General features: G+C 59.9%; 13 protein-coding genes and 14 pseudogenes. 10 read left to right on the forward strand and 17 right to left on the reverse strand.

What is annotated here, in order from left to right:
* Positions 1 to 215: pseudogene (locus E5X88_RS31375) on the forward strand (hypothetical protein); the annotation flags it as partial.
* Here the strand turns inward: E5X88_RS31375 and E5X88_RS31380 are convergent.
* Both E5X88_RS31380 and istA (E5X88_RS31385) read right to left on the reverse strand, forming a co-directional pair.
* Positions 211 to 630: pseudogene (locus E5X88_RS31380) on the reverse strand (ATP-binding protein); the annotation flags it as partial. The pseudogenes E5X88_RS31375 and E5X88_RS31380 overlap by 5 nt on opposite strands.
* Positions 631 to 642: 12 nt before the next feature.
* Positions 643 to 2,164, reverse strand: a pseudogene (gene istA / locus E5X88_RS31385) (IS21 family transposase).
* A 165-nt stretch (positions 2,165 to 2,329) separates the two neighbouring features.
* Between istA (E5X88_RS31385) and E5X88_RS31390 the strand changes: the two are divergent.
* Positions 2,330 to 2,709, forward strand: a pseudogene (locus E5X88_RS31390) (transposase); the annotation flags it as partial.
* 283 nt (positions 2,710 to 2,992) lie between these two features.
* On the opposite strand, the pseudogene E5X88_RS31395 reads toward E5X88_RS31390, so the two are convergent.
* The 7 genes and pseudogenes from E5X88_RS31395 to E5X88_RS31425 all read right to left on the reverse strand — a co-directional run.
* A pseudogene (locus E5X88_RS31395) lies at positions 2,993 to 3,411 on the reverse strand (ATP-binding cassette domain-containing protein); the annotation flags it as partial.
* 423 nt (positions 3,412 to 3,834) lie between these two features.
* Positions 3,835 to 5,340, reverse strand: coding sequence for an amidase (locus E5X88_RS31400; RefSeq protein WP_292168061.1), 1,506 nt, complete (start codon positions 5,338 to 5,340; stop codon positions 3,835 to 3,837).
* A 67-nt stretch (positions 5,341 to 5,407) separates the two neighbouring features.
* Positions 5,408 to 6,568 (reverse strand): ABC transporter ATP-binding protein, encoded by a 1,161-nt coding sequence (locus E5X88_RS31405; protein WP_292168063.1) that lies wholly within the window; start codon positions 6,566 to 6,568, stop codon positions 5,408 to 5,410.
* Entirely contained in the window at positions 6,561 to 7,568 is a 1,008-nt protein-coding gene (locus E5X88_RS31410) for an ABC transporter ATP-binding protein (RefSeq protein WP_292168065.1), read from the reverse strand. The genes E5X88_RS31405 and E5X88_RS31410 overlap by 8 nt, the downstream gene beginning before the upstream one ends.
* Positions 7,565 to 8,497, reverse strand: coding sequence for an ABC transporter permease (locus E5X88_RS31415; RefSeq protein WP_292168066.1), 933 nt, complete (start codon positions 8,495 to 8,497; stop codon positions 7,565 to 7,567). The genes E5X88_RS31410 and E5X88_RS31415 overlap by 4 nt, the downstream gene beginning before the upstream one ends.
* Positions 8,494 to 9,468, reverse strand: coding sequence for an ABC transporter permease (locus E5X88_RS31420; RefSeq protein ID WP_292168067.1), 975 nt, complete (start codon positions 9,466 to 9,468; stop codon positions 8,494 to 8,496). The genes E5X88_RS31415 and E5X88_RS31420 overlap by 4 nt, the downstream gene beginning before the upstream one ends.
* A 19-nt stretch (positions 9,469 to 9,487) precedes the next feature.
* Positions 9,488 to 11,164, reverse strand: a complete 1,677-nt coding sequence (locus E5X88_RS31425; protein WP_292168069.1) for a peptide ABC transporter substrate-binding protein — start codon at positions 11,162 to 11,164, stop codon at positions 9,488 to 9,490.
* 228 nt (positions 11,165 to 11,392) lie between these two features.
* On the opposite strand from E5X88_RS31425, the gene E5X88_RS31430 reads away from it, so the two are divergent.
* Complete coding sequence (locus E5X88_RS31430) at positions 11,393 to 11,545, forward strand: hypothetical protein (protein WP_292168070.1); 153 nt, start codon at positions 11,393 to 11,395, stop codon at positions 11,543 to 11,545.
* A 284-nt stretch (positions 11,546 to 11,829) separates the two neighbouring features.
* Here E5X88_RS31430 and E5X88_RS31435 read toward each other — a convergent pair whose 3' ends face one another.
* A complete protein-coding gene (locus E5X88_RS31435) occupies positions 11,830 to 12,243 on the reverse strand; it encodes a M24 family metallopeptidase (RefSeq protein WP_292168072.1) in 414 nt (137 codons plus the stop codon).
* A gap of 169 nt (positions 12,244 to 12,412) precedes the next feature.
* On the opposite strand from E5X88_RS31435, the pseudogene istA (E5X88_RS31440) reads away from it, so the two are divergent.
* Positions 12,413 to 13,660: pseudogene (gene istA, locus E5X88_RS31440) on the forward strand (IS21 family transposase); the annotation flags it as partial.
* Positions 13,649 to 14,521 (forward strand): IS21-like element helper ATPase IstB, encoded by an 873-nt coding sequence (gene istB, locus E5X88_RS31445; protein ID WP_292168082.1) that lies wholly within the window; start codon positions 13,649 to 13,651, stop codon positions 14,519 to 14,521. The pseudogene istA (E5X88_RS31440) and the gene istB, both read left to right, overlap by 12 nt.
* Before the next feature lie 273 nt (positions 14,522 to 14,794).
* Here istB and E5X88_RS31450 read toward each other — a convergent pair.
* A pseudogene (locus tag E5X88_RS31450) lies at positions 14,795 to 14,908 on the reverse strand (IS110 family transposase); the annotation flags it as partial.
* Between the two features lie 83 nt (positions 14,909 to 14,991).
* On the opposite strand from E5X88_RS31450, the pseudogene E5X88_RS31455 reads away from it, so the two are divergent.
* Positions 14,992 to 15,295 (forward strand): annotated as a pseudogene (locus E5X88_RS31455) (IS701 family transposase); the annotation flags it as partial.
* Positions 15,296 to 16,037: 742 nt separating this feature from the next.
* Here the strand turns inward: E5X88_RS31455 and E5X88_RS31460 are convergent.
* Entirely contained in the window at positions 16,038 to 16,805 is a 768-nt protein-coding gene (locus E5X88_RS31460) for a trans-aconitate 2-methyltransferase (protein ID WP_292168074.1), read from the reverse strand.
* A 648-nt stretch (positions 16,806 to 17,453) separates the two neighbouring features.
* Between E5X88_RS31460 and E5X88_RS31465 the strand changes: the two are divergent.
* Positions 17,454 to 18,518 (forward strand): annotated as a pseudogene (locus E5X88_RS31465) (IS110 family transposase).
* A 365-nt stretch (positions 18,519 to 18,883) separates the two neighbouring features.
* Here the strand turns inward: E5X88_RS31465 and E5X88_RS31470 are convergent.
* Positions 18,884 to 19,222: pseudogene (locus E5X88_RS31470) on the reverse strand (integrase core domain-containing protein); the annotation flags it as partial.
* Between the two features lie 319 nt (positions 19,223 to 19,541).
* Between E5X88_RS31470 and E5X88_RS31475 the strand changes: the two are divergent.
* Positions 19,542 to 19,676 carry a hypothetical protein gene (locus E5X88_RS31475; protein ID WP_292168076.1) on the forward strand — a complete coding sequence of 45 codons (135 nt, stop codon included), beginning with the start codon at positions 19,542 to 19,544 and terminating at the stop codon, positions 19,674 to 19,676.
* 13 nt (positions 19,677 to 19,689) lie between these two features.
* Here E5X88_RS31475 and E5X88_RS31480 read toward each other — a convergent pair whose 3' ends face one another.
* From E5X88_RS31480 to E5X88_RS31495, 4 genes and pseudogenes are all read right to left on the reverse strand, one after another.
* Positions 19,690 to 19,836, reverse strand: a complete 147-nt coding sequence (locus E5X88_RS31480) for a hypothetical protein (protein ID WP_292168078.1) — start codon at positions 19,834 to 19,836, stop codon at positions 19,690 to 19,692.
* 177 nt (positions 19,837 to 20,013) lie between these two features.
* Positions 20,014 to 20,718, reverse strand: coding sequence for a hypothetical protein (locus tag E5X88_RS31485; protein ID WP_292168080.1), 705 nt, complete (start codon positions 20,716 to 20,718; stop codon positions 20,014 to 20,016).
* A 198-nt stretch (positions 20,719 to 20,916) separates the two neighbouring features.
* A pseudogene (locus E5X88_RS31490) lies at positions 20,917 to 21,231 on the reverse strand (hypothetical protein); the annotation flags it as partial.
* Between the two features lie 235 nt (positions 21,232 to 21,466).
* Positions 21,467 to 21,852, reverse strand: a pseudogene (locus tag E5X88_RS31495) (transposase); the annotation flags it as partial.
* Between the two features lie 21 nt (positions 21,853 to 21,873).
* On the opposite strand from E5X88_RS31495, the pseudogene E5X88_RS31500 reads away from it, so the two are divergent.
* Both E5X88_RS31500 and E5X88_RS31505 read left to right on the forward strand, forming a co-directional pair.
* Positions 21,874 to 22,242: pseudogene (locus E5X88_RS31500) on the forward strand (IS21 family transposase); the annotation flags it as partial.
* Positions 22,243 to 22,342: 100 nt separating this feature from the next.
* Positions 22,343 to 22,552: pseudogene (locus E5X88_RS31505) on the forward strand (transposase); the annotation flags it as partial.

Raw genomic sequence — 22,552 nt, forward strand, 5'->3', positions numbered from 1 at the left:
CCGGAGAGCACGGCGACCAATGCCGTTACCTACACCACGCCATGGGGCACGATCCCACGTCGCGCCGGCGACGTCGTGCCAAGACCGACAAGATCGATGGTGAGGCGTTGGTGCGTGCGCTGCTCGCCTACAAACGAGGCGAGCCGCAAGTGTGCGCGATGGTTGGGGTACCGAGCGTCAAGGAGGAGGACCATCGCATCGGCCGTGAACGGCGAACAGCCTGGGAACCCGGTGGTAGGCGACTGAGAAGTCTTCGCGGCAGGCCTGGTGGCCGAGAGCGCAGGCAAGCCAACTTTTGCCGACGCCGGCTGGTCCGGTGACAAGAAGACCGTGATGCTTTCTGATCCAGTCGCAGCCGGCAAGCGCCATGAACATATTGCGGTCGAGGCCGCGTGCGGCGCGGAAGTCGGCATTCTCGATCTGCGCGTCATGGCGAAGCTTGGCAGCCCTGGCGCGAGCCTCGAAACGCTTCTGGCGGCGCATGGTCGCCTCGCGTCCGAGCAGCATGGCAAGCCATTCGCCGGGCTCGAGGCCGCGCACTTCGGACTGTGCGTCGAGTTCCTGGAAAGAGGTTGCCATGCCGTAAAGGCCGAGCTCTCGCAGTATGTCGATGGTGGGATTGATCAGCATGGGTGGATCTCCTCAATGAAAGTAATCAGGGCCGCGCAGATTGGCGTGATCGACGATGGCGGTTGGTTCGATGGAATGGCGTGCGGCCTTGTAATTGGCGATGAGCGAAGCAATGCTGTTGCAGTTCAGGCCACCGATCTCGACAGCGCGGGCTGACACGGCTTCAGCCCGATTGCGATCGATGTCGCGAAACAGGCGCAGGATGCCCAGACATGTTCGAAAGCCCTGCTCTGGATGCGGACGGCTGGCGAGAATTGCGATGACTAGGCCTTCGGTTTGTGGCCCGATCGACGCGGCCCAACGCCGAAAGCGCTCCGGCGTCCATTCGGCATAGCGCCGGTGGGAACTGGGCATGTGATCCGGATCGGTTCCATGGCGAGGACCTCCATAGCGGCGCTGATGCACCGCGACGCGCTTGCCGCGGTGGAAGATCTCGATGGTGCGCGCCGTTGCTCTCAGATCGACCTGCTGACGAATGAGGCTGTGGGGCAAGGAATAAAAGAAGGCCTTGAACTCGACGTGATAATCCGTCGAGACGCGGGCCACACGCCATTCGGCAAACTCAATCCTCCAGTGGAAGACTGGCAGGCGCTCGACGGTCTCGAAGAGCTGCCGGCGACTGACGACCGGCCGGCGCATGACGTGGTCGTTGATGCGATCGAGCGCCTGGGCAATGGCGGCATTGGCCTCAGCCAGCGAGAAGAAAGTCTGGTTGCGCAGGCGCCCCAGAATGCAGGACTGGGCGAAACGCACTCCATTCTCCACTTTCGATTTATCCCGAGGCTTTCTTGGCCGTGCCGGAAGAACGCCGACGCCATAGTGGGAAGCCATGCCGTAGCTGCGGTTGATCTCGGGATCGTAGAAACTGGCGCGGCTGACGCCAGACTTCAGATTGTCGGGAATGAGGAGTCTGGGAACGCGTGAAAAAAACGAAACATCCGGACATGCGAGCCAATCCAGTCGGGGAGCGTTTGCGTCCAGGTGGCCTCGGCAAAGGTGTAGCTGGACGCACCCAGCACCGCCACGAAGATCTCCGCCTCGCGGATCTCACCGGTCTTGCGATCGACAATTGGGATCTTCTCGCCGGAATAATCGACGAAGACCTTGTCGCCGGCCGCATGCTCCTAGCGCGTCGTCGGTGACAGTCGCTGCTTAAATCCCCTTAGAAGTTCACAAAAGCGATTATAGCCGTAACCGCCGGGATGCGACCCACGATACTCCTCCCGCAGGATGAGCAATGTGACGCCGGGCTTCTTGAGCTCGACCGCAAGATCGGCCCAGTTCGGTTCCGTGCGTCGCCGCGTGCCCTGTTTGACGCCGTTGCGACTGAAGAGCTTGTGCTCAAGCGCATCGTCGGTCAGCTTCCCGGCAAGGGCCAGCTCAATCCAACCGCGGCTGCACGCTGCAAATTATCCTTCACCGTACTGCGCGCTATCCCCAATACGACCGCAATCTCGCGGGAGCTCGTCCCGCTTCCGGCAAGCCGCAGCATTTGTCTCAATTGTCTCATGATCAGCCTTCTCTTTGCCGGGATCAAAATGTCCCCGTTCATCGCGAGGTGATTGATGCCAAAGTTGCTGACCCAGGAGGTAATGTTCAGTGCCGAAAACTGGCCGGCTTTTGATTGGAATGGTGGCCGGCTTCAAATCGGAACGGTGGCCGGGTCTTTGATCGGAATTGCGGCCGGCTTCACGTCGGAATCCGTAATCTCAAGGGTATCGGCCCCGAGTGTGCCGCCATCCTCTACGCGGAAGGGCTGTTCCGGCACTTCGATAATCGCCGGCAGGTCGCCGCCTATGCCGGGCTCGCGCCGACGCCTTGGCAGAGCGGATCCGTCCAGCACGAGCAAGGCGTCTCGAAGGCCGGCAACCTCGGACTGCGAACGACGATGATCGAGTTGGCCTGGCTGTGGCTGCGCAATCAACCGAGTTCAGCGCTTACCCGCTGGTTCCACGAACGCGTGATGCGTGGGCGCCTCAAAAAGAAATCGTCGCCCTTGCAAGGAAGCTGCTCGTGGCGCTGTGGAAATACGTGACCGCGGGCGTCGTCATCGAAGGTGCTGTCATGAAGGCCGTCTGACGAGATCACACCGATACACTCATCCCTCGAGGCCTGATCAGCCTCGGCGGATCCAGGAGGCGAACCGAGATCCCAGCTGGCTGGAATGCCGTATCAAAGACGGGTCTCGCCTTCTGGGCTGGGCCCGATTGCGTGACACGGCTCGGTCAATCGAGCCGATGCCGCCCTAACACACCTCTTGACCTCAGCATCGTCATGTGATCCTGGGATCAAACATCTGAAGGCGGGACTTCGATGCGGTAACGCTCAACCGCGAGCAGACAGCGCGGATGAAACGTGCACCTCTGTCCATCATCTCTGGCGACATCCGACCTTTTGCAGAAGCTCCGCCGCAAGCGCCTTGCGCTGCTTGCGGCGGAGGTGTCCAAAATTCTCGACGGGTCCGGTAATGATCTGTTCGGCGGTGAGCCGCGGATTGAACGACGTGGACGGTTCAGGTAAGACCATCTGCATACGTCGGCGCCACGCATAAACCGTATGCCTCTTGAGACCCGCAATCTCGGTGCCGTCGAACAGCACGCGCCCAGCCGGTCGGTTCGACGAGCCGCATCAGGAGCCGCGCGATAGTGACTGCCGCAGCCGGATTCTCCGATGATGCAGAGCGTCTCGCCAACCTCGACCGAGAAGGAAACATCCAGCACGCACCACCGGGATGGTCTTGTTCAGGATTCCTGCACCCAGCGGATAATGCTTGGTCAAGATTCTCGACTTTCAGCCTCGCGCGCAGGAGGCTGCAATAGGCCAAGTTCGTGCAATAACGCAGCGCCTGTGCGAATCCCGCTGTAGAAGCAGCTGAGTTTTCAACCCCCTATATTAGTCAGCATATCGACTAGAATGGCGCCTATTTCATCAATGCCTAAATTCTCAGCGCTTTTGCATGGATGACGGGATGATCCATCAGAGGTTCAGAAACCTGTTAGGGCTCTTTCCGGTTCAACGCACAAAAGGAAGCATATTTTTTCCCTGATCTAGTGGGAGAAGCCAAGGAGTGCCAAGCACCCGTGGCTACTAGGCAGTATTGCAGCGCGCTAATCCGAAGAATGTGTTGAATGTCCTCCTCACGGTTATTCTGCTCCTTTGTGCTTTCGGATTGCCGAGACACCTATCATTCGTTGCGTGAGATGCTTAATACCGTCCGCAAGCCTGTTCGAAGCTTTCAATTCCGGAAGATTGCTCGAATTTCAGAACTAAACCATTAGAGGTGATCGCCAGCTGTCCCGCTCGCACCTTAGGTTGCCGCTGGCGCCACGGTCTGGTTTCCTCCAGATCGCGTGCGACACGCACCAGTGTGGCCTCGTCGCCAAAACGGCCGACGATCTGAATACCGATCGGCAGCCCGCTGGTAGTTTGCGCCAACGGCAATGACACGGAAGGCTGTCCCGTGACATTGAACACCTCAGTGTACTGACAAACCGACATACTCGCTTCCACGTACTCGTCTGCGGAGACCGCCGCAGAATAGATGCCGCCATGCGGCACGGGCACAATTGGTATCGTGGGGGTCAGCAGAATATCGAAGGCATGGATTGCCTCACCCACGCGGAAACGCATTCTCCGCAGAGCTTCTTGGAAGTCCGCAGCTTGGGAAAGAGGCAAATCGCGGCCATATTCATACCGTTTGAGGTTGACCGGCTCCAAGGTGTCCGCACTGATAGTGCGCCCCATGGCTCGCGCCGCTTCTTCGAGCCAACTCGCCCTTGTTGCAGCGAGATAATAGAATCTGCGGTACTCATCGGGGTCGTATGGTGGCTCGATAGCCGTTATCGTGTGCCCCATCTCCTGCAGAAGCGTTGCCGTCGCCTCGACAGCGTACAGCACTTCCGGATCGAGGTTGACCGCGCCCCAACTCGTTCTCGCGACCCCGACCCGCAGACGACCGGTGGGCTGTGAGAGTTCCTCCACGTAAGGACGTTTCGGCTGGACGATGATGAATGGATCGCCGGGATGGGGACCAGAAAAGACATCCAAGGCGGCTGCCATGTCGCGCACAGTCCGACATAGAACAAAGTCGCGGCTGAGACCAGAACCTGCGTCCTGTCTGTTCGGGCCACCGGAAACACGTCCTCGGGACGGGTTCAGCCCGACAAGGCCGCACCAGGACGCCGGGATGCGGATTGACCCGCCGCCGTCACTGCCATGCGCAATCGGAGTGATGCCGGCGGCCACCGCCGCCGCCGCTCCCCCGGAGGAGCCCCCCGCGGAGCGCTCCAAATCCCATGGATTGCCGGTGATGCCATTGAGAATCGATTCCGTCATCACGGTAGCACCAAGCTCGGGCGTCGTTGTTCTTCCTAGAGTCCGAAGCCCGGCCTCTCGCGCGCGACGAAAAAAATAGCTTTCGGTGTCGGAGCGGCAGCCTTTGAAAAGACGGCTTCCATTTTCCTGGAGGCGGCCAGCTTCGCTGGCCCCAATATCCTTGCGAAGGAAAGGCACGCCATGGAAGAGCCCTCCATTCGCGCCGGAAACGGTCTCAGCATCTTCGTAGAATTCGATCACGGCGTTGATGCGCGGATTAACCTCGTCGTAAGCCTCGCGGGCTAGCCGCGTCAACTTCAGGGGCGTCACTTCGCCCGTGCGCACGAGAGAGGCTAAATCGGTTGCATCGCACTCTACATACTCACTTAACTTCATTGCAGCACTCCTTATATTGACCCAACGTCGTCATCGTCGCGTGGCAACCGTGATGAGTGCGGGACGATCAGGGGCCGCGAATAGGATCGGGGAGATCCGGGACGCCAGCCTCCGCGCTTATGGAGGAGCGGCATCTATCTTTCACCAAACTTGAAACTAGCCGTCGTTCGAGCGGCTCAACGGAACTCGACCGCGCAACTCCGAGAAGCTCCGAGCGAGCCTTCACTTCGCCAGCCCGCCAGCAGGCGGACATGTGCTGCGGCCCCACTTCGACGGCTGGTGGGTCCTCTTGCCGGCACCGATCGATTGCCATAGGGCAACGTGGATGAAAACGACACCCCTTCGGGATGCGTGCGGCGCTTGGGACCTCCCCCTCGAGGGCTGGTAAATCAATGTGACTTACGCCGACGCGCACCTTTGGCGTGGCGTTGCTCAACGCGACTGTATAAGGATGGCGGGGATTGAACGTGATGTCGTCGGCCCTGCCGATCTCGACCAACCGTCCAAGATACAAAACCGCAATCCGGTCGGCGATCAACCAGGCAAGCGGCAGGTCATGCGTGATGAACAACAGCGCCATGTTGTGCTTATCGCGCAGGTCGACGAGGACCTGAAGAATCTGTGAGCGTATCGAGACATCGAGCATCGAGACAGGTTCATCAGCAACGATGAGCTCCGGCCTGACGGCAAGTGCTCCGGCTATCACGACCCGCTGGCGCTGCCCTCCTGATAGTTCGTGTGGGAAGCGGGCGAAGAAATCACCGGGAGGATTGAGCCCGGCGGACGCAAGCGCTTCGCTCACACGCTCGGCGAGTTGGGTGTCGTTCTTGACCAGCCGTAGTGAACGCAGCGGTTCTGCCACAATATCGAACACGGTGTGTCGCGGGTTGAGTGCCTGATAAGCGTCCTGGAAGATCATCTGCACGCGATGCCGGTAAGGACGCAGGGCCGAGGCGCCTCGCTCCGAGGTCATGTCGTGGCCCTCGAACAGCAACCTGCCGCCTGTCGGGTGGGCAAGCTTGGTGATGACGCGGCCCACAGTCGTCTTGCCGCTTCCCGATTCTCCGACCAGGGCGACGATCTCACCCCGTCCGACGTCGAGGTCGATCCCGTCCACCGCGCGCACGGTGCCGGCAGGTCGGCCCAGGACACGGTCGAACAGTCCGCCCTGGATAGGAAAATGAACTTGTAGTTTCTCGAGACGCAGGAAGTCCGCGGTATCAGGCATGAGCTGCGACCTTGTCTTCTTGCGAGGACCGGTGAAGGTGACAGGCAACGCGTCCCTGCCCGAACTCATCGAGACTGGGGAATTCGGTCGCGCAAATCCCGATAGCCGACGGGCAACGCGGATGGAAGGCGCAGCCTGAGGGTCGATTCACCAAATTGGGGGGATCACCGGGAATGGGCCGGATCATCTTTTTGCCGTTAGCCGGGTTCGGGATCGAGTCGATCAGCAGTTTGGTGTATGGATGCTTAGGCTGGGCGAATATCTCAGCAACAGTGCCGTCCTCGACGATCCGGCCCGCGTACATGATCATGACGCGATCACAAGCCTCAGCAACCACAGACAGGTCGTGGGTGATCAAAATGACGGCGAGGTTAAGCTGTGATCGCAGTTCCCCTAGCAGCTTCAGGATCTGAGCCTGGATAATGACGTCCAGCGCCGTGGTCGGCTCATCGCCAATGACGATCGAAGGGCGACATGCGAGCGCCATTGCGATCATCACCCTTTGTCGCATTCCGCCCGACAGTTCGTGAGGATAGGCGAAACCACGATCGGCCGGAATGCCGACGAGCTCGAGGAGCTCCCTTGCCCGCGCAGTCGCCCCGCCACGCGACATGCCGAGCTTCAGCCTGCACGGCTCGGCGATCTGCTTGATGATGCGGTGTACCGGGTTGAGCGCATTCATTGCGCCCTGGAAGACAACGGACGTTTCGCTCCAGCGATGTGGCCGCATCGCGGCATCGTCATCGATCGGCAGTCGCTCTCCGCGATAGCGCACCTCGCCGCTGCTGACACGCGCGTTAGGCGACAACAAACCCGCGATCGCCATTGCAGTGGTGGTCTTCCCGCTGCCCGATTCTCCGACGAGGCCAATGGCCTCTCCCGCTCGAAGCGCGAAGCTTACGTCATCGATTGCTCGCAATGAAAGGCCGTTAAGCCGATACTCGACAGAGAGCCCGTCGACTTCTAGAAGCGATGCCTTGTCTTGGAGGGAGCCCGTCATGGAATTACCCGCCGCCGTGGATTGAATGTATCGTCGAGCGCATTGCCAATCAGGACGAAACTCAGAGAAACCGTGAGTACGCACAGCCCGGGGGCACCGAGGTACCACCAGGCTCCAGCGCTCGCCGCACCCGCGCTCTGAGCGAGCGAAAGCAAAGTACCCCATGAAGGCTGCAACGGATCGCCAAGCCCGAGGAACGAGAGCGATGTCTCGACATAAATTGCGCCGGCGACGACCAGAGCACCATTAGCTGCGATTTGCGGCACGAGATTGGGCAGGATGTGCCGCACCATGATGCTGAGATTGCTGCTGCCCGCAACGCGCGCGCGATCAATGAATGTTCGCTCCCTGAGCGACAGTGTTTGGCTGCGAACGATACGTGCGACGAACGCCCAACTCGTCATACCGATGACGACAATGATTACAAAAAGGGAAGGACGGAAGCCAAGGATTTCTCCGCCGCGGCCCATGACCTCAAGCACTACGGGTGTGATGACCAGCGCCAGCACGAAGGAGGGCATGACGAAAAAGAAGTCTGTCAAGCGCATCAGCCAATCGTCCACCCAACGACCAAAGTAGCCCGCGGTCATTCCGACCGTAGTCCCGACGATGAGGCTAATCACGGTCGCCAGTAGCGCGATCGTAAGCGAGATCCGGGCACCATGGACGACCAGGTTGAGCACGTCCCGCCCAACTTCGTCTGTCCCCAGCAAATGCTGGCTTGATGGCGATGCGAGGAAATCGCCGGTTGCATTGATCGCAGTCTGAAGCGGTCCCACCAGAATATTGGGCACAGCTGCCATAACAAGAAATAATACCAGACACAACAAGCCGAGTTGAGCTCCGCCATGGCCCAGAAACTGACGCAAAAAGTTCTTGAGCGCTCGCGTCCGGCCACGCGAAAGAGATTGAACAGTACTTTCGCTCATTTCCGGACTCGAGGATCAAGAAGGCCGTAGGCAAGATCGGCCATGAGGTTGGCGATAACGATCGAGGCGCCGAGCAACAGGAAAATGCCCTGAAGGACTGGGTAGTCGCGCGCATTGAGCGCCTCCACCGTAAGACCGCCTATTCCTGGCCAGGCAAATACGGCTTCCACGGTGATGGCACCCGCCACCACATAACCGAGATTGAGGGTAACCAAGGTCACGACCGGCAGCATTGCATTGCGGAATGCGTGACGTACCAGCATCTGGCCATTAGTGAGCCCCTTGGCTCGCGCCGTCACCATATAGTCCTCGGTGACGACGTCACTCATCGCAGCACGAGCTACTACAACGTATTGCCCAATCAGGCCAAGCGCCACCGCGGCAACCGGAAGCGCTAGATGCCGCAGGTGATCGAGCAGCCCGTCAAAAAAACCGATCGTTGCGCCGGGTGAATATACACCGTAGCCAGGAAGCCAGCCCAATGCCGTACTGAAGACAACTACCAGGAGCATGCCTACCCAGAAAGACGGCGTAGAGTATAGCGCCAGAGAGGCTCCCGTGGCGATCTGGTCAATAGCCCCTCCTCTGCGCCAACCCGCATACAGGCCCAGCACAACCCCGCACAGGATAGCGATGAATTGGGCCAGACCAACCAGGACGATGGTGGCAGGCAATCGCTCTAAAATTAGATCGGCGACATACCTGCCCCTGAACTTGAAGCTAAATCCGAGATCGCCATGGAGAGTGGCCGACAAGTAGTCCACCACCTGATCCGGGATCAGCGGCCGGTCAAGGCCCCAGCGCTGGCGCTGCGCTTCGATCTGCTTAGCGGTTACGGCGGTGCGCGCCCCTGCCAGCAGCAGCCTGGCGGGGTCGCCGGGAACGATTCGAAACAAGATGAAGTTTAGGATTGCCACCATAAGAAGCGTCACAATCGCCCTGATGAGAATCTGCCCGATGCGATGGGTCATCCAGTGCCTTCCAACAGATCTATTGGTTGACCGGCTTCAGCCGATCGAGAGGGAAGTAAGTATTCATCGACAGTATATCCTGGGTCCCCCAACCTTCGATGCAATCCTTGCGATGGGCGTCGAGCAGGAAGGGATAACTCAGCATGATGTAGGGCGCTTCGGTGTAAAGGAGGCGCGCCGCCTGATCGACCAGCTCCTTGCTTTTTTCGAGGTCGACGGACGTCTCGATTTCCGACAGAAGCTCGTCGAATTTTGCATTTGTCCAAAACGATCTGTTGCCAGTGCCGATTTGCTTGCTGCTAGCGAAGCCGAGCAGGTCTTGAGGGGTGGGGGACGGGTAGCTATTGGTAATCAGCAGATCCCAGCCTCCGCCGCCATGTTCCGGCGCTGCCGTGCGGGCATCGAGTGCGCCGGGGTCAAGCTGGGTCACCGATACGGGAATGCCGATTTGTCCGAGCCAGCCAGCGATAAGCTGCACGGCCGCGACCGGTATCACCAGGTTACCTGAGCCAGATCCCGTGATCAGCTCGAGTCGGAGGCTGTTTCCCTCTTTGTCCTCCCGCATGCCATCGCTGTTGGTGTCCCGATAACCGGCGGCATCGAGCCGCCGGCCCGCCTCCGCGAGATCGAAGTGGCGTCTGATATCGCTCAGGTCCGAATAGAAATTGGCGTGCGTCGGCGGGATCGCCCCGACGCCATGGGCGGCGTGTCCGCGCATGGCTCGATCGACGATGACCTTCTGGTCGATCGCGTAGCCGATCGCATCACGAAACGCCACATCCTGCAGGGCTTTGGTGCTTCCCGCCCCGTCCCCGGAAGCGGTGTTGAAGGCCAGGTAATCGCGCTGATCGACGGGCGATTCTCCGACTAGGATGGCAGAATCCTTCGAGAGGTCGGCCCATTGCGCAACCGTCAAACCGTAGCCATAGTCGAGGCTACCGCTCTTAAGACCCTGCGCAATCGGATCGGCCGTATTGAAAAGGTGGAAGATCACGCCAGCCGTTGCTGGTTGTCCCGTGCGGAAATATGCGTTCGGCGTGAGGCGGACAAACTGCCCCTGCTGAAACTCCGAAACGATCATTGGCCCCGTGCCCACCAGCGGCGGGTCGTTGCGAAAGGTGCCGCGCGCATCGGCGTAGCTGATTCCTTTCCAAATGTGCTCGGGAACGATCATCGTGTGGTGGTCGATCGGCCAGCGGGTGGGGACCTTGGTGACGATTTGCAACGTCTCGTCGTCGACGGCCCTGATGGACTCGACATTTTGCAAGCCGTTAGTGTTGTTCCAGCCGACGCTCAGCTCGTCGGGCGTTCCCATGGAGCCGCGAAGATAGTTGTAGGTGAACGCGGCGTCTCTGGCCGTGGCGGGCTGGCCATCCGACCATTTCATCTCAGGCCAAATCTTCAAGGTCCACGTGAGGGTGTCATCGCCAACGGACCACTCCTTGGCGAAACCCTTCCGATCGGGGTAGCGCTGGGCCTCGACGCCGACCAGCCAGTCATAGGTAAAGACCAGCGGCCAGTACACGTTCCAGCTAGCAAAGGGGTTCATCGTGTCGGGGGCGGTGACTCCGCCGAGGCGCACGATGTGATCGTCGCACGACGAGGCGAACGCCCTTGAGTGCAAGACCCAGGGTGCTGCCGATACTGCCAGCATCGCCTTCATCACTGCACGACGGCCAAATGACCACTCGTTCATTCTATCCTCCCTTCAAGCTCTGGGCCTGTTCTCGTCGCGATCCCAGCCCGGCTAGGACCGTGGTGCGAAGCCCGTTCCCTTTGTTATTTGGCGTGGGAATTACGATTGCGTGGCGTCCTGGATCTGGCAAGCACAGAATCGATATCACAACCATCTAGGATGTAGATGGCAAACTGCCCGCCATTCGGTGGGAGTCGTCCGTTGTAAACCGGCTTTGATCGGGCGGACATGGGATGGATAGATGCAAAGTTCGCCACCAAATCCGAGCATCACACTGTGCTGTCGGAGTACGAGATCACCTATGTGTTCGTCGACGGCTTCGCCGAACGGCTGCGGCCGGGGCAGAAGCGGGAGCCGGTGCTGGCGCATGGGGCTTCATGAGCGAGGGCCGCAAGGAGCTGTCGCATCTTATGGCGGGCTCAAAGGAGGACGCCGAGACGGCGACGGCCTTCTTGGAGGACATGAAGTTGCGTGGCTCGTCGACCCGCTGCTGGTGGTCTCGGTTTGCCTTCCCACGGGCCGCGCTGCCTTGCCCACCGCATGCGCAATCTCGCCGCCAAGGTGCCGGAGGATGTCTGGCCGGAGTTTAAAGCGCGAGCGCAGGCCGCCTAGCAGGCGCCCTCGGGGGCGATCGCTCGCGATCTGGCTGCCGGTGTCCAGACTGACTACGGTGCCAAATACGATCGCGCGGTGGCGTGCTTTCTCGACGATTTCGGGGCCTGCATCGCCCACTCGTGGCGAAGCGCGGCGCATCGGCTGAAAGTGTCGCCAGGCCGCCTTATTCGAGCCTTGCCGGATTGATGCGTCCGCGCGAGAACCGTCGAATCGCCCAGCTTGAGGCTGGTCGTCTTTTCCATCCAGTTGATACCGATGGAATATCCGGCGCGCGACCGGTTCTTGAATCCGTGTTTCTCGGTTGTGTTGTGAATCACTTTGGCCACGTCGCCGCTGACGGCGCCGGCACGGATTAGATCCAGCCCCGCCTCGAGGCCGGCGAGCTGCGCTTCCATGGATGCGCAGCAAGCGATCGGACGATTTGCCAAGGATATAGGTCCGGCAGATCGGAGCGTGGTGGTCATGCCGGACGCCGGCGATCTCAAGATTGTCGATGCCGGCTCAATACTCCCCAGAAGTGCCGTTTGAATCTTCCCCAGTTTAGCGCTGTCGCCGGTCTTGCGGAGCGCGCTCCGGGAGACCGGCGGCGCGTGATCGTTGATGCTTCTCCTGATGGTCGGGAGAGGGATTTCGGTGATCAAGAACGGGGAGATGATGATGATACTGGATTTGCATCGGCAGGGCCTGTCGGTGTCGGCGATCGCCAGGGAGAGCGGGATCGACCACAAGACGGTGCGCAAATACATTGCGCGCGGGCTCGAGGCTCCGGCCTACGGACCGCGCAAGCCGCGTCAGGCGGTGATCGATCCCTTCACAGCCTATCTTCGCGAAGGCGTCATGCGATATCCCGGGCTTACCGGCAGCCGGCTTTTCCGCGAACTGAAGGACCTCGGCTATGGCGGCGGCTACACGACCGTTACCGACTTCCTGTGCGACGTCCGTCCTGCCGCGGCGGAGCGTGGATACGAGGTTCGCTTCGAGCTCGCCCGGCGAGCAGGCGCAGGTCGACTTCGCCCAGTTCAATGTCGTCTTTGCCGATGAGCCGACCACGCCGAGAATCGTCTGGCTATTCTCCATGGTGCTTGGCTTCAGTCGCCTTATCTGGGCACGCTTCGTCGTCCACCAGGATCTGCCGACTGTGTTGCGCTGCCATGCTGGAGCTTTCGAGGCGCTGGGCGGCGCTCCTCGCGAAGTGCTTTACGACCGTGTGAAGACGGCTGTGATCGGTGAAGGCGATACCGGCGGCATCGTCTACAACCGTGCCCTCGTCGATCTTGCCCGCCACTATGGTTTCCATCCCAAGGCGTGTCGGCCTACCGCCCCAAAACGAAAGGCAAGGTCGAGCGGCCGTTCCGCTACATTCGCGAGGACTTCTTCCTGGCCCGCTCCTTTCGCAATCTCGAAGACCTGAACGCCCAGTTGCGTCACTGGCTGGACACGGTCGCAAACCCGAGGGTTCACGCCACCACAAGGCGTGTCGTCAACGAAGCTTTCGCCGAGGAGCGGGCAGCGCTGCGGCCGCTGCCCTTGGCTCCGTTCCGATCGGTCCTAAAGCTCGAGCGACGTATCGGCCGGGAGGGCATGGTCAGCGTCGGCGGCAATTTCTACAGCGTGCCCGACGCCACCAGGCGCCGTGTCGTCGAGGTACACACGCTGGCCGAAGAGTTGCGCATCTTCGAGGACGGCGCACTGATTGCCACCCAACCTATTCTCGAAGGCCGGCACCAGCGTCATGTCGAGCCGGGTCATCGCAACATCCACGTCCACACGCGCCGACAAAGACTGAGGAACGACGAGGTCATTCTTCATGGCTCGGGCGACAGGATCGCTCAGCGCCCGTTGGCCTTCTACGACGCCGTCGCCCGGGTGATGGCGAACGCGCTCGACACCACGCCATCCACCATCGACCGGATCCGCCACGACCTCGTCGGCCTGAAGATGCCGCGGGCGCTCGAAGCGCTCGATCATGTCGTGCGCCGGCTCGAGAAAGGCGAGATCGCCGCCCTCGAAGCCATGGACATCCTCCTCTCGGAAGAGTTGACCCTGCGCGAGAACAGCCGGATCAAGACCGCACTGCGCATGGGGCGCCTGGCCACGGTCAAGACGCTCGCCGGCTTCGACTTCTCTTTCCAGCCCTCGCTCGACCGCGATCGAATCTTCACGCTGGCCCAACTCGGCTTCGTCGCCCGCTGCGAGGTCGTCCACTTCCTCGGCCCGCCCGGCACAGGCAAGAGCCATCTGGCCATTGCGCTTGCAGTCGAGGCTGTGAAGGCTGGAAAGAGCGTCTATTTCTGCACGCTCGCCGAACTCATCGCCGCGCTGCAAAGGGCCGAACGCGATGGCCGCCTGCAGGAACGCATCCGCTTCTTCTGCCGGCCTGCTCTGCTCGTTGTCGATGAGATCGGCTACCTGCCCGTCGTCCACGGTGGCGGCAATCTGTTCTTCCAACTCGTCAACGCCCGCTACGAGAAGGGCGCAATGATTCTCACCTCAAATCGCGGCTTCGCCGAATGGGGCGAGGTCTTCGGCGACCCTGTCGTCGCAACCGCACTTCTCGATCGCCTGCTTCACCATGCGGTCGTCGTCCAGATCGAAGGATCGAGTTATCGGCTCCGCCAGCACGCCGAGCTCATGCCCGAACACTTGCGATCAAAAGCCTCCATCACGCCGCCGACATTAAATCCACCATCGCGGCCGCGCGGCCGGCCACCGAAAAATGGACACCCCTCCGCGACAGTCTGAGCGGCGAAACTGGGGAATTTTACTTCGGCACTTTTGGGGAAAATTCGAGCGGCATTGACACAAGATTGACCTGTGAACCTTTCCTGAGGGTGTCTTCGCTCCAATATGCTGCGGATCGAGCTCGTCAAAGACGGCGCGGGCAAGCTTCACGAGGTTCGCCACACTTGGGTTGCAGACCAGACCGGAATCTGCCAGATTCGCCCGCAGAGCGTTCGCCGCGATCATGGGCTGGCGCACGACCAGAGCTCGGGTGGTGAACCATCAGGATGCTCTGCTGCTCCGCTCCGGTGTCTTGGCCGGAACAAAGCGCATGGTCGGGCGCCGGACGGCTTCGCAGATCGCCTCGGCATCCGCAGCGTCGTTCTTGCCCCGTTTCACATAGGCTTTGACCGTTGTCGTGGTGGAGGCTGCTCAGGAAGCAGATGATCAGCTTCTTCTCCAAGCTTCCGAGCTATCTGATCGGCAATGATGTCGCATTGATCTTTCCTGTTGCTGGTCATGGACGGCCACGCAAGCATTCCATCCCCGATACCTAATCGACAGCAGCCGAAACGATCCTTGCAGCTTCCACATCGAGGAAAGTGGCGTCGCGGCACCAAAGGTCGATTGACCGCGACGCGCTTTGCTGCCCTGCGCATTCGAATTTGCGGATGCAGTCCGCAGCGTATCATCAACAAGGGACAGCAGCACATGCCGGGCGAGGAAGCCTGGCTGGTTGGCGAGCGGCGCTCTAACGACGAACGCAAGTACTACCTGTCCAATCTTCCAGCCGAGGCGACACAGCCGCGGATGAAGCCGTGTCCGCGATCGATTGCAGCATGGTTCTTTATAGCCGAAGGCGGGAACCGCGATGTCGCGCTGCTCAATCTTTCCCTCCTCGTCGGCATTCGCCTTCCAAAACTTCACTGTCCAGCGCGCGTCGCGGTCCTTCTGGCGGATCTTGGCAGGCTTGTCTTTCCACTCGTCCGGGACCTTGCCTGCCTTGGTGTCGGCCTTTTCGGCACCAGCATCGCGCTGCTTCGGCGCCGCCATGATCTTGGCGTCGACGATCTGCCCGCCCATCGCAAGATAGCCGGCCTTGGTAAAGTGCTTGTCGAAGTGGGCGAACAGATTCTCCACCGCGCGGGCCTGCGTGGCTCCCGGAACAGCCAGATCGTCTCGCATGAAGGACAGCCGATCCTGGATTTGGAACTCCGCCTGATCGTCCGAGAGACTGTAGAGCGCCTGTAGCACCATGATCCTGAACATCATCACCGTGTCGAGGGGCGGCCTACCGCACTTCGCGCCAGCCGATCGCTTCAGCGCCTTGGCCAGCCGCTTGCGAGATACTTCCCACGGATCACCGCGTTCAGCTTTTCCAGCGGATCCCCAGCCTCTCAGCCGCACATAGCGCTCGTCAATGTCCCATAACCCAGCCTGCCCCGCATCCCGTGTCTGCCAGCAATCACCGCGAGAGTGAATCTGCTCAGGCCCTCAAAGGCCAGGTGCTTATCAAAGGCGCCCAATTGAGGCTTATTTAAGCCTTTCCGCGGAAAATCCCCGGACTGCGGCTGCTTCGGCGGTAGACTGAGATATGACGGTTGGATCCTTCGGTGAACGCACCTCTCGCCCAATCTCCCCACCGCTCCGCTAGCTCCAGCCCCACGCATTCAGCCATGGTATCGAGTTCCTGGTGATAAACGTAACGAGTGCGTTGCGGCAGACGTCTGACCGACGTACCAGAAAACCAGAGGAGCGTTGAAATCAAGTTCTGGTTTAGTGGATCGTGGACAGCCACATTGAGGATCGTATTCTCATGATCCACTAGCCGCACCGTTGTAGTTTTCTGGCCGCGGATGCGAGGATCCAAGCTTGGTACATCCAGTTCTATCACCAAAATCCCCTCATCATCTATCGCCGCCGCGGCAGATCGGAGGCAAGCTATTTGCTCTTCGCGCGTGAAGAGCAGCGTGAACGTGAAATAAACGCAATACACCATACTGTAGCGTTGCTCTGTTCTGAAATGGGCAATATCTCCCTGCCAAGCCTTGATTAGATCGGTGCGCTTGGCGAGAAGTTCCAACATGCTGCACGAATTATCGATACCTTCGACCTTGACGCCGCGCCCGCTTAACGGCACTGCCACGCGCCCGTCGCCTATACCCAGTTCGAGAGCACTGCCCCCGCTGCAGTATCGCTCAAGAAAGCCGACAGTCTGGTCTACCTCAGCGACTTTACCTTGCACGGTGGTGTATTCTTGATAGATCGGAGCGTAAATCTCGCCATAATTCAAATCATCAGACATGTTCGATTCTCCTGCCGCTGGGTTTAGAATTTGACTTTCCTTTATGCGTACTAGTCGAAAACTGGTTTGCGTTGCCCGTTACCTAATACGTCCAGCTAGCCTCCAGGCGACCCGCGAAACGTGTTCCCGTGCAACCACAGGAGCTTGAAACGATGTCGATCGCTTGCAAACGTACGCCTGCGCTCGCCAACCGGGCAAAAAATCGGGTCGCCATAGAAGTGAGCGCGTATCAAGTGACCGCGCACTTTGGCTGCTCAGTACAAGAGACCAACGCGCCGATAATGTCTCCTGCATAGGCCCGTTCCGTCGCGAGCAACTGGCCGAGGAATAGCTCTCAAGCGAATCGTCGATACGGACATCGAACAGCTCCATTGCTGGGTGAACGTCGCAGTTCAGAGTGCAAGAGGTGTGCCAACTCAAAAAACGTTGTCAGTTCAATACGTCGACCTTTCGCGTGCGATTCTGCCTGTTTGCTTTGTCACAACTTTGTCGGGGCTCGAGCAGCTCAGCCATTCGGCTTTCGCCCTCACAGATCCGCAAGACCGTATGTCTTTTTGGCGTGGCCCGAGAAGGGTGGTTCGCCCTACACTGGTTCTGTTGAACGAGGGTTGCTCCCTTGAGCCTATCCTCAAGCCAGGAGGACGAACCATGGAAGAATATAGAGAAATTTTTGTCGGTTTGGATTTTACCAAGGCCACGGCGAGGTCCGATATTTCGGGACTACTTCTTCAGATCTGGCATCGGTGCGCCGCCTGGTTCGCAAGCTGGGGCGGCCTGGAGTTCGACTGCGCTTTTGCTATGAGGCTGGTCCGACGGGCTACGGGTTGAAGCGGCAGCTCGATGCACTCGGTCAGGATTGCGCGGTGATTGCTCCCTTGATTCCTCGGAGACCGGGGCGATAGCATAAAGACCAACCGACGCTACGCCGTGAAGCTGGCTCGGCTACACCGCGCCGACGAACTGACCGAGATCTGGACACCGGACGCCGCGCATGGGGCGATGCGCGACCTTTTTGCGCGCCCGCGAGGCAGCTGTGAAATATCGAACACGCAAGCGGCAGGAGATCCGTTCGTTCCTGCTGCGACACGGGAGGGCCTACGCCGGGCGAAAGGCATGGGGCACGAAGTATTTCAAATGCTGCATGAGTTCAGTTTCCCTTATCCCGCCCAGCATGCGGTTTTGCAGGAGTTGATTGTTGCCGAAGCGCAGTGCCGGGAGCGGGTTGCTCGTCTTGAGAAGGCCATCGACGACAGCTTGGCCGACTGGTCGCTCACACCGGTGGTTGAACGCCTGCAGGCACTGCGTGGCGTCGGGCCGATCTGCGCGGTGACGTTCATGGTTGAGATGGCGATGTACGCCGCTTCAGTCACCCACGCCAACTCATGGCCTATCTCGGGCTAGTGCCGTCCGAAAGCTCCACCGGCAAGTCCGTCATCCGCGGGAGCATTACCAGGACTGGAAACGCCCGCGTGAGCCGCGTGCTAGCAGAGAGCGCATGGGCCTACCGATACCCGGCCAGGCTCGGCAAGAGGAAGTACGTCCAGATCGGAAGAACTCCGGGAGATCGCCTGGAATGCCCAATCGCGACTGACAAGCAGGTACAGAACGCTGACGGCGAGAGGAAAGCGCAGCACGGTCGCCGTGACGGCCATCGCCTGCGAAGTGGCCGCCTTCATGTGGGCGATGGCAAGCATGCATATGGCGGAGGCCTGACGCAAGCCAGGACAAACGACAGATCGCGCATATTGGCGGGGACGCAGGCAGTCGCAAGGGGAATTCCCGTTCGCGCTTTGCGGTAACCAATCCGCGCATCAGAGCTTGTTCACCACCGTCCCGCGCCTCGTCCCCACCAATATGCGCCTACAGAACCGAACCTCGAGCGATCAACTACCCGAGCCATTCTGCATGGAGAAATGCTTGAAAAAGGACATCAGAGCGCGAAGCAAACCTCATCTGGCGCGGCGTGAGGTGATGGGCGAGAGATTGTGACACTGGGGAGCTAGGATCATGGCGGGGCGGCCGCCGATGAGCCTTTCATGAGCGATATCGGCGGCCTGTTGCCGATCGCGCTGAGGGGCGTCTTCAAGGCTCAGTAGCCAGTGAGGCGTTCAGGAACCCCGCCCGGAACTTCCCGTTGAAAGGCTCGATGAACGCATTGTCCGTCGGCTTGCCTGGCCGGAGAAGTCGAGCCCGACACCCTTCTGGCGAGAAGCGCGGAAGCGCGAGAAGGTATCGACGACGGCAAGCATGCGGATCTTGCGGCCGGCCGCAGTTGGTCGTGCACGAAGCCCATCGCCCAGACCTGGTGTGGCATCGACACGATCCTCCCGCAGCTTCGCCTTCCCCCGCCGCTTTGGCGTCTTGTTCCTGAGCTGCAGACCCATCTCCTTGTAAAGGCGATAGATTCGCTTCGGGTTGACCGTCGATCCGTCTATCCCTTGGCGCGACAGCACATGGAACGCGCCTGGATGCGGCGCGGCTATCAGGAGTGCTCTCGAGCAGCTCTGCCGTTGCCTCAGCCGCGTCTGCTCACCGACCAAGGTCTGTCGCTCGCGGTTCGGCCGCGCGCCCTCTTCTTCGAGCGTCGGGATCGCCGCCATACTGCAATGGCGCTTCTCGCCACGCAGCCAGCCGAGGAAGGCGCGCATCAAAAGCTCCGTGTCGAGCCGATCTGTCTTGGCACGCCGGTACTCACGCGACACCGCAACGCTGGCAGGGTGGATGGCATAGGCCTCGATGTCGCGCGCCCGAAGCCAGCGCGCCAGCCAGAAGCCGTCGCCGGCCGCCTCATATGGCGACGGCGATCCGCTTGATCGTATGCCCGGCCTGGCCGGCTTCGTCGCGCCAGCGCTGCAGCAGCTTCAACAATGATGGCGCGTCGGCATCAATCTTCTTTCAGCGGCTGGCGATTGAATCCCGGAACAAGCGCGGCAATCAGCCGCTTCGCCTTGTTCATTTCGATGACGGCGACGGTCGTGTTATCCTGTTCGAGAGCGGTAAGGGACAGGCTTGCGTCAAAAGACTGCTGCATGGGGCGCCTCCTTCTGAAGAGTTGGTTCTAACAGCGCCGAAAGATGCCACACCCTCGCCCGCTCGCCCTATAACATCTACGCCAGGGGACACGATCGAAAATGAAATCTTTATCAGAGCGATTAGAGTACTTTTCAGGGGAGACCAGCAGATGCTATGCGCCAGTTCATAGCCGCATTCAGCGAATCGCCGCCATCATGAGTTGAACGAGGTTCGTGATGTCGTAGTGTGGCAAATTGGTGAGGCGGCGCATAGCTGGCGCGACGAACGGTATCGCTGTGCACTCGAATAGGATTGCGCCGATGTCCGGGTGCGCGTTAACTAACCGCGTAATGCAGGCTGCAAAATCCGTTTCGATCGTTGCGAGGTCGGTCGACGGTAGCGTACGTTTCATGAAACCGTTCCAATAATTACCACCTTCGATCCCACCTATCACAACCCTCGACTGCTCGGCCGGATCACTCACCCCAAGCAGGTCTCTTCCGCAGTGATTAGCGTCGGCCGTTACGACAGCAAGCTTGGCGGAGAGGGGCAATTGGCGGATTAATGTCGGCACCATGAGCAGACTCGATAGCGCGACTGGAACCGGCACCGCTTTGGCCACAGCTAGTTGGTGCCGGATAAAGAATCCGCAATCGGCCGTGATTGCTGCGGCGCCGCGCTCCACTAAGCGCTGAGCTGCCGCGATGCAGGCTGACTCAAGGTCTGCATTGCCAGGTATGAGAGTGTCCGCCCAGGCTCCAGGCACAGTTTCCGAGATAACAGGGAAGGCGAACGTGTCAGGATTAAGTAAAGCTCCCGCTGGATACCGGGGGAGGACGTGCGGTGGCAGTCCGTACTCAAGTTCCAATACTCCTAGAGAGCGTGATGGCGAGGTGTTCATTGGGTGTTCCCGAGATCCCGTAGAGCAGGTTAAGGAGGATACCCCGACTTCAGCACTGCTTTCCTTTAAAATTGAGAAATTTTTGCTGCAATGCTGCGTAAGAGGTTCGACCTCCGGCAAATCCTGCGCCTAACGCAATCACGCGTTCCATGAGCGACCTTACCATCCACGCCGGCGGCCTATGCATCACCGCGATCGCGGCGGTCGAGTTCCGCCCGGGCAAAATAAGCGCTCGCCTTGCGCAGGATCTCGTTGGCCGGCCGAAGCTCCAGGTTCTCCCGCCCGAGAGCTTCAACCTCGCGGCCATGTACCGTCGGCACGTCGGGCCGCTTGCCGGCAACGATCTCGGTTTTCTTCATCCACTCGTTCAGCGTCTGGGCGTGCAAGCGATCTTGGCCGCGATCGAGTTTATCGCTGCCCTGCGCGAGGAAGTTCATGTTCGTGATCCAGCACCAGCCGCGCCGCGCGGGCGCGGACCTGGTCGTCTTGCTCGGCATGGCTCCACCTTCTCAAGTTTTGGAGCCTCCAGCATACCCGGACGTTCACTCCACCTTCTCAGGAGTTGATGGAGGTCTAATCGCGGCTGGGACGTCAAGCATGTATTGAATTGAGACGACACTACCCGGTGCATGGTTGCCTTCGCGGTCGACATCGGTCGTCGCATGAGGAGCTTCGCGAGAGGAGCCTCGATGTGGACGACGCACTTTGCTGGATCAGCGGTGCAACCCAATCAGCGGAATGGCTCGGCTCACGCCCCGGCAGGGATCTCGCAGGTACCCAGGTCTTGAACGCTATCCGGAGATTCACGTTGCGGCTCCTTTATTCGAATCGAAGACTCACCGGTCTTGAGCATCGTATGCATGACACCGCCAAATTTGCGCCACGGCCACGGCCGCTCGTTTGAAGCCAATTCGCTGCCGGAGGTTAAGGCGCCATACGCGCTGGCTGCTGTTGCTCGAGTTGCGGGTCAGGATGACAGACCCAGCCTCGTAGAGAGCCCCTCGCAAATGGCGGTCGCCGCGCCGGGACATATGGCCATAATAGTCAACTTCTCCGGATTGGTAGCGGCGTGTTGTTAGGCCGATCCAAGCGCCAACAGGCCGGAATTTCTCAAAGTTGTCCGGATCTTCCGGCGAATGCCCGCGCTCTTGTTGCGAGGAACTGTGCGCCCATTATCGCATGACGCCGACCCGCAACAAGAAGGGCATCGCCCATTAGAATGGAGCGATCGAAAGCGCCTATGGCCATCTCAAGAATGTCATTCGTGACGCATCTTCTGATGCGAGGCAGCAGGGACTTTGACGATATCGGTGTCTATGGTGCGTTAATCTATGAGATCGTCAGCCGGCACAATGCCAATCATGGCAAGCGCATCGACGCTGAGCCCCCATCTGCAGGAACTCCCCGATTGCCGCACCAGCGACTTCGAGAAGGTGGTCGTGAACGTGTCGGGAAGGGTGGTCCTTGCCGGAGGAACGCACCTGGACGCTTCCCAGAGGCCGTGGACATTGGGATAGGAGGCACGCAACGCATCTATTGTCACAACACTTGGGTTCAGCCTGACCTTGCCCCTCTGATCTAATCCGGTTTGAAGTTCGTTCTGGCCCATCGAGAGGACCAGGACATGAAACGCAGCCGCTTCTCTGACGAGCAGATCATCGGAATTTTGAAGGAACATGAGGCCGGGGTATCGGTTGCCGATCTGTGCCGCAAGCACGGGGTCGGCGACGCCTCGATTTATAACTGGAAGGCCCGCTTCGGCGGGATGGATGTCTCCGAGCTCGGCGACTGAAGGCTCTGGAGGACGAGGACACCCGGCTGAAGCGGCTTCTGG

This window comes from Mesorhizobium sp., from assembly GCF_004962245.1.
Lineage (GTDB): Bacteria > Pseudomonadota > Alphaproteobacteria > Rhizobiales > Rhizobiaceae > Mesorhizobium.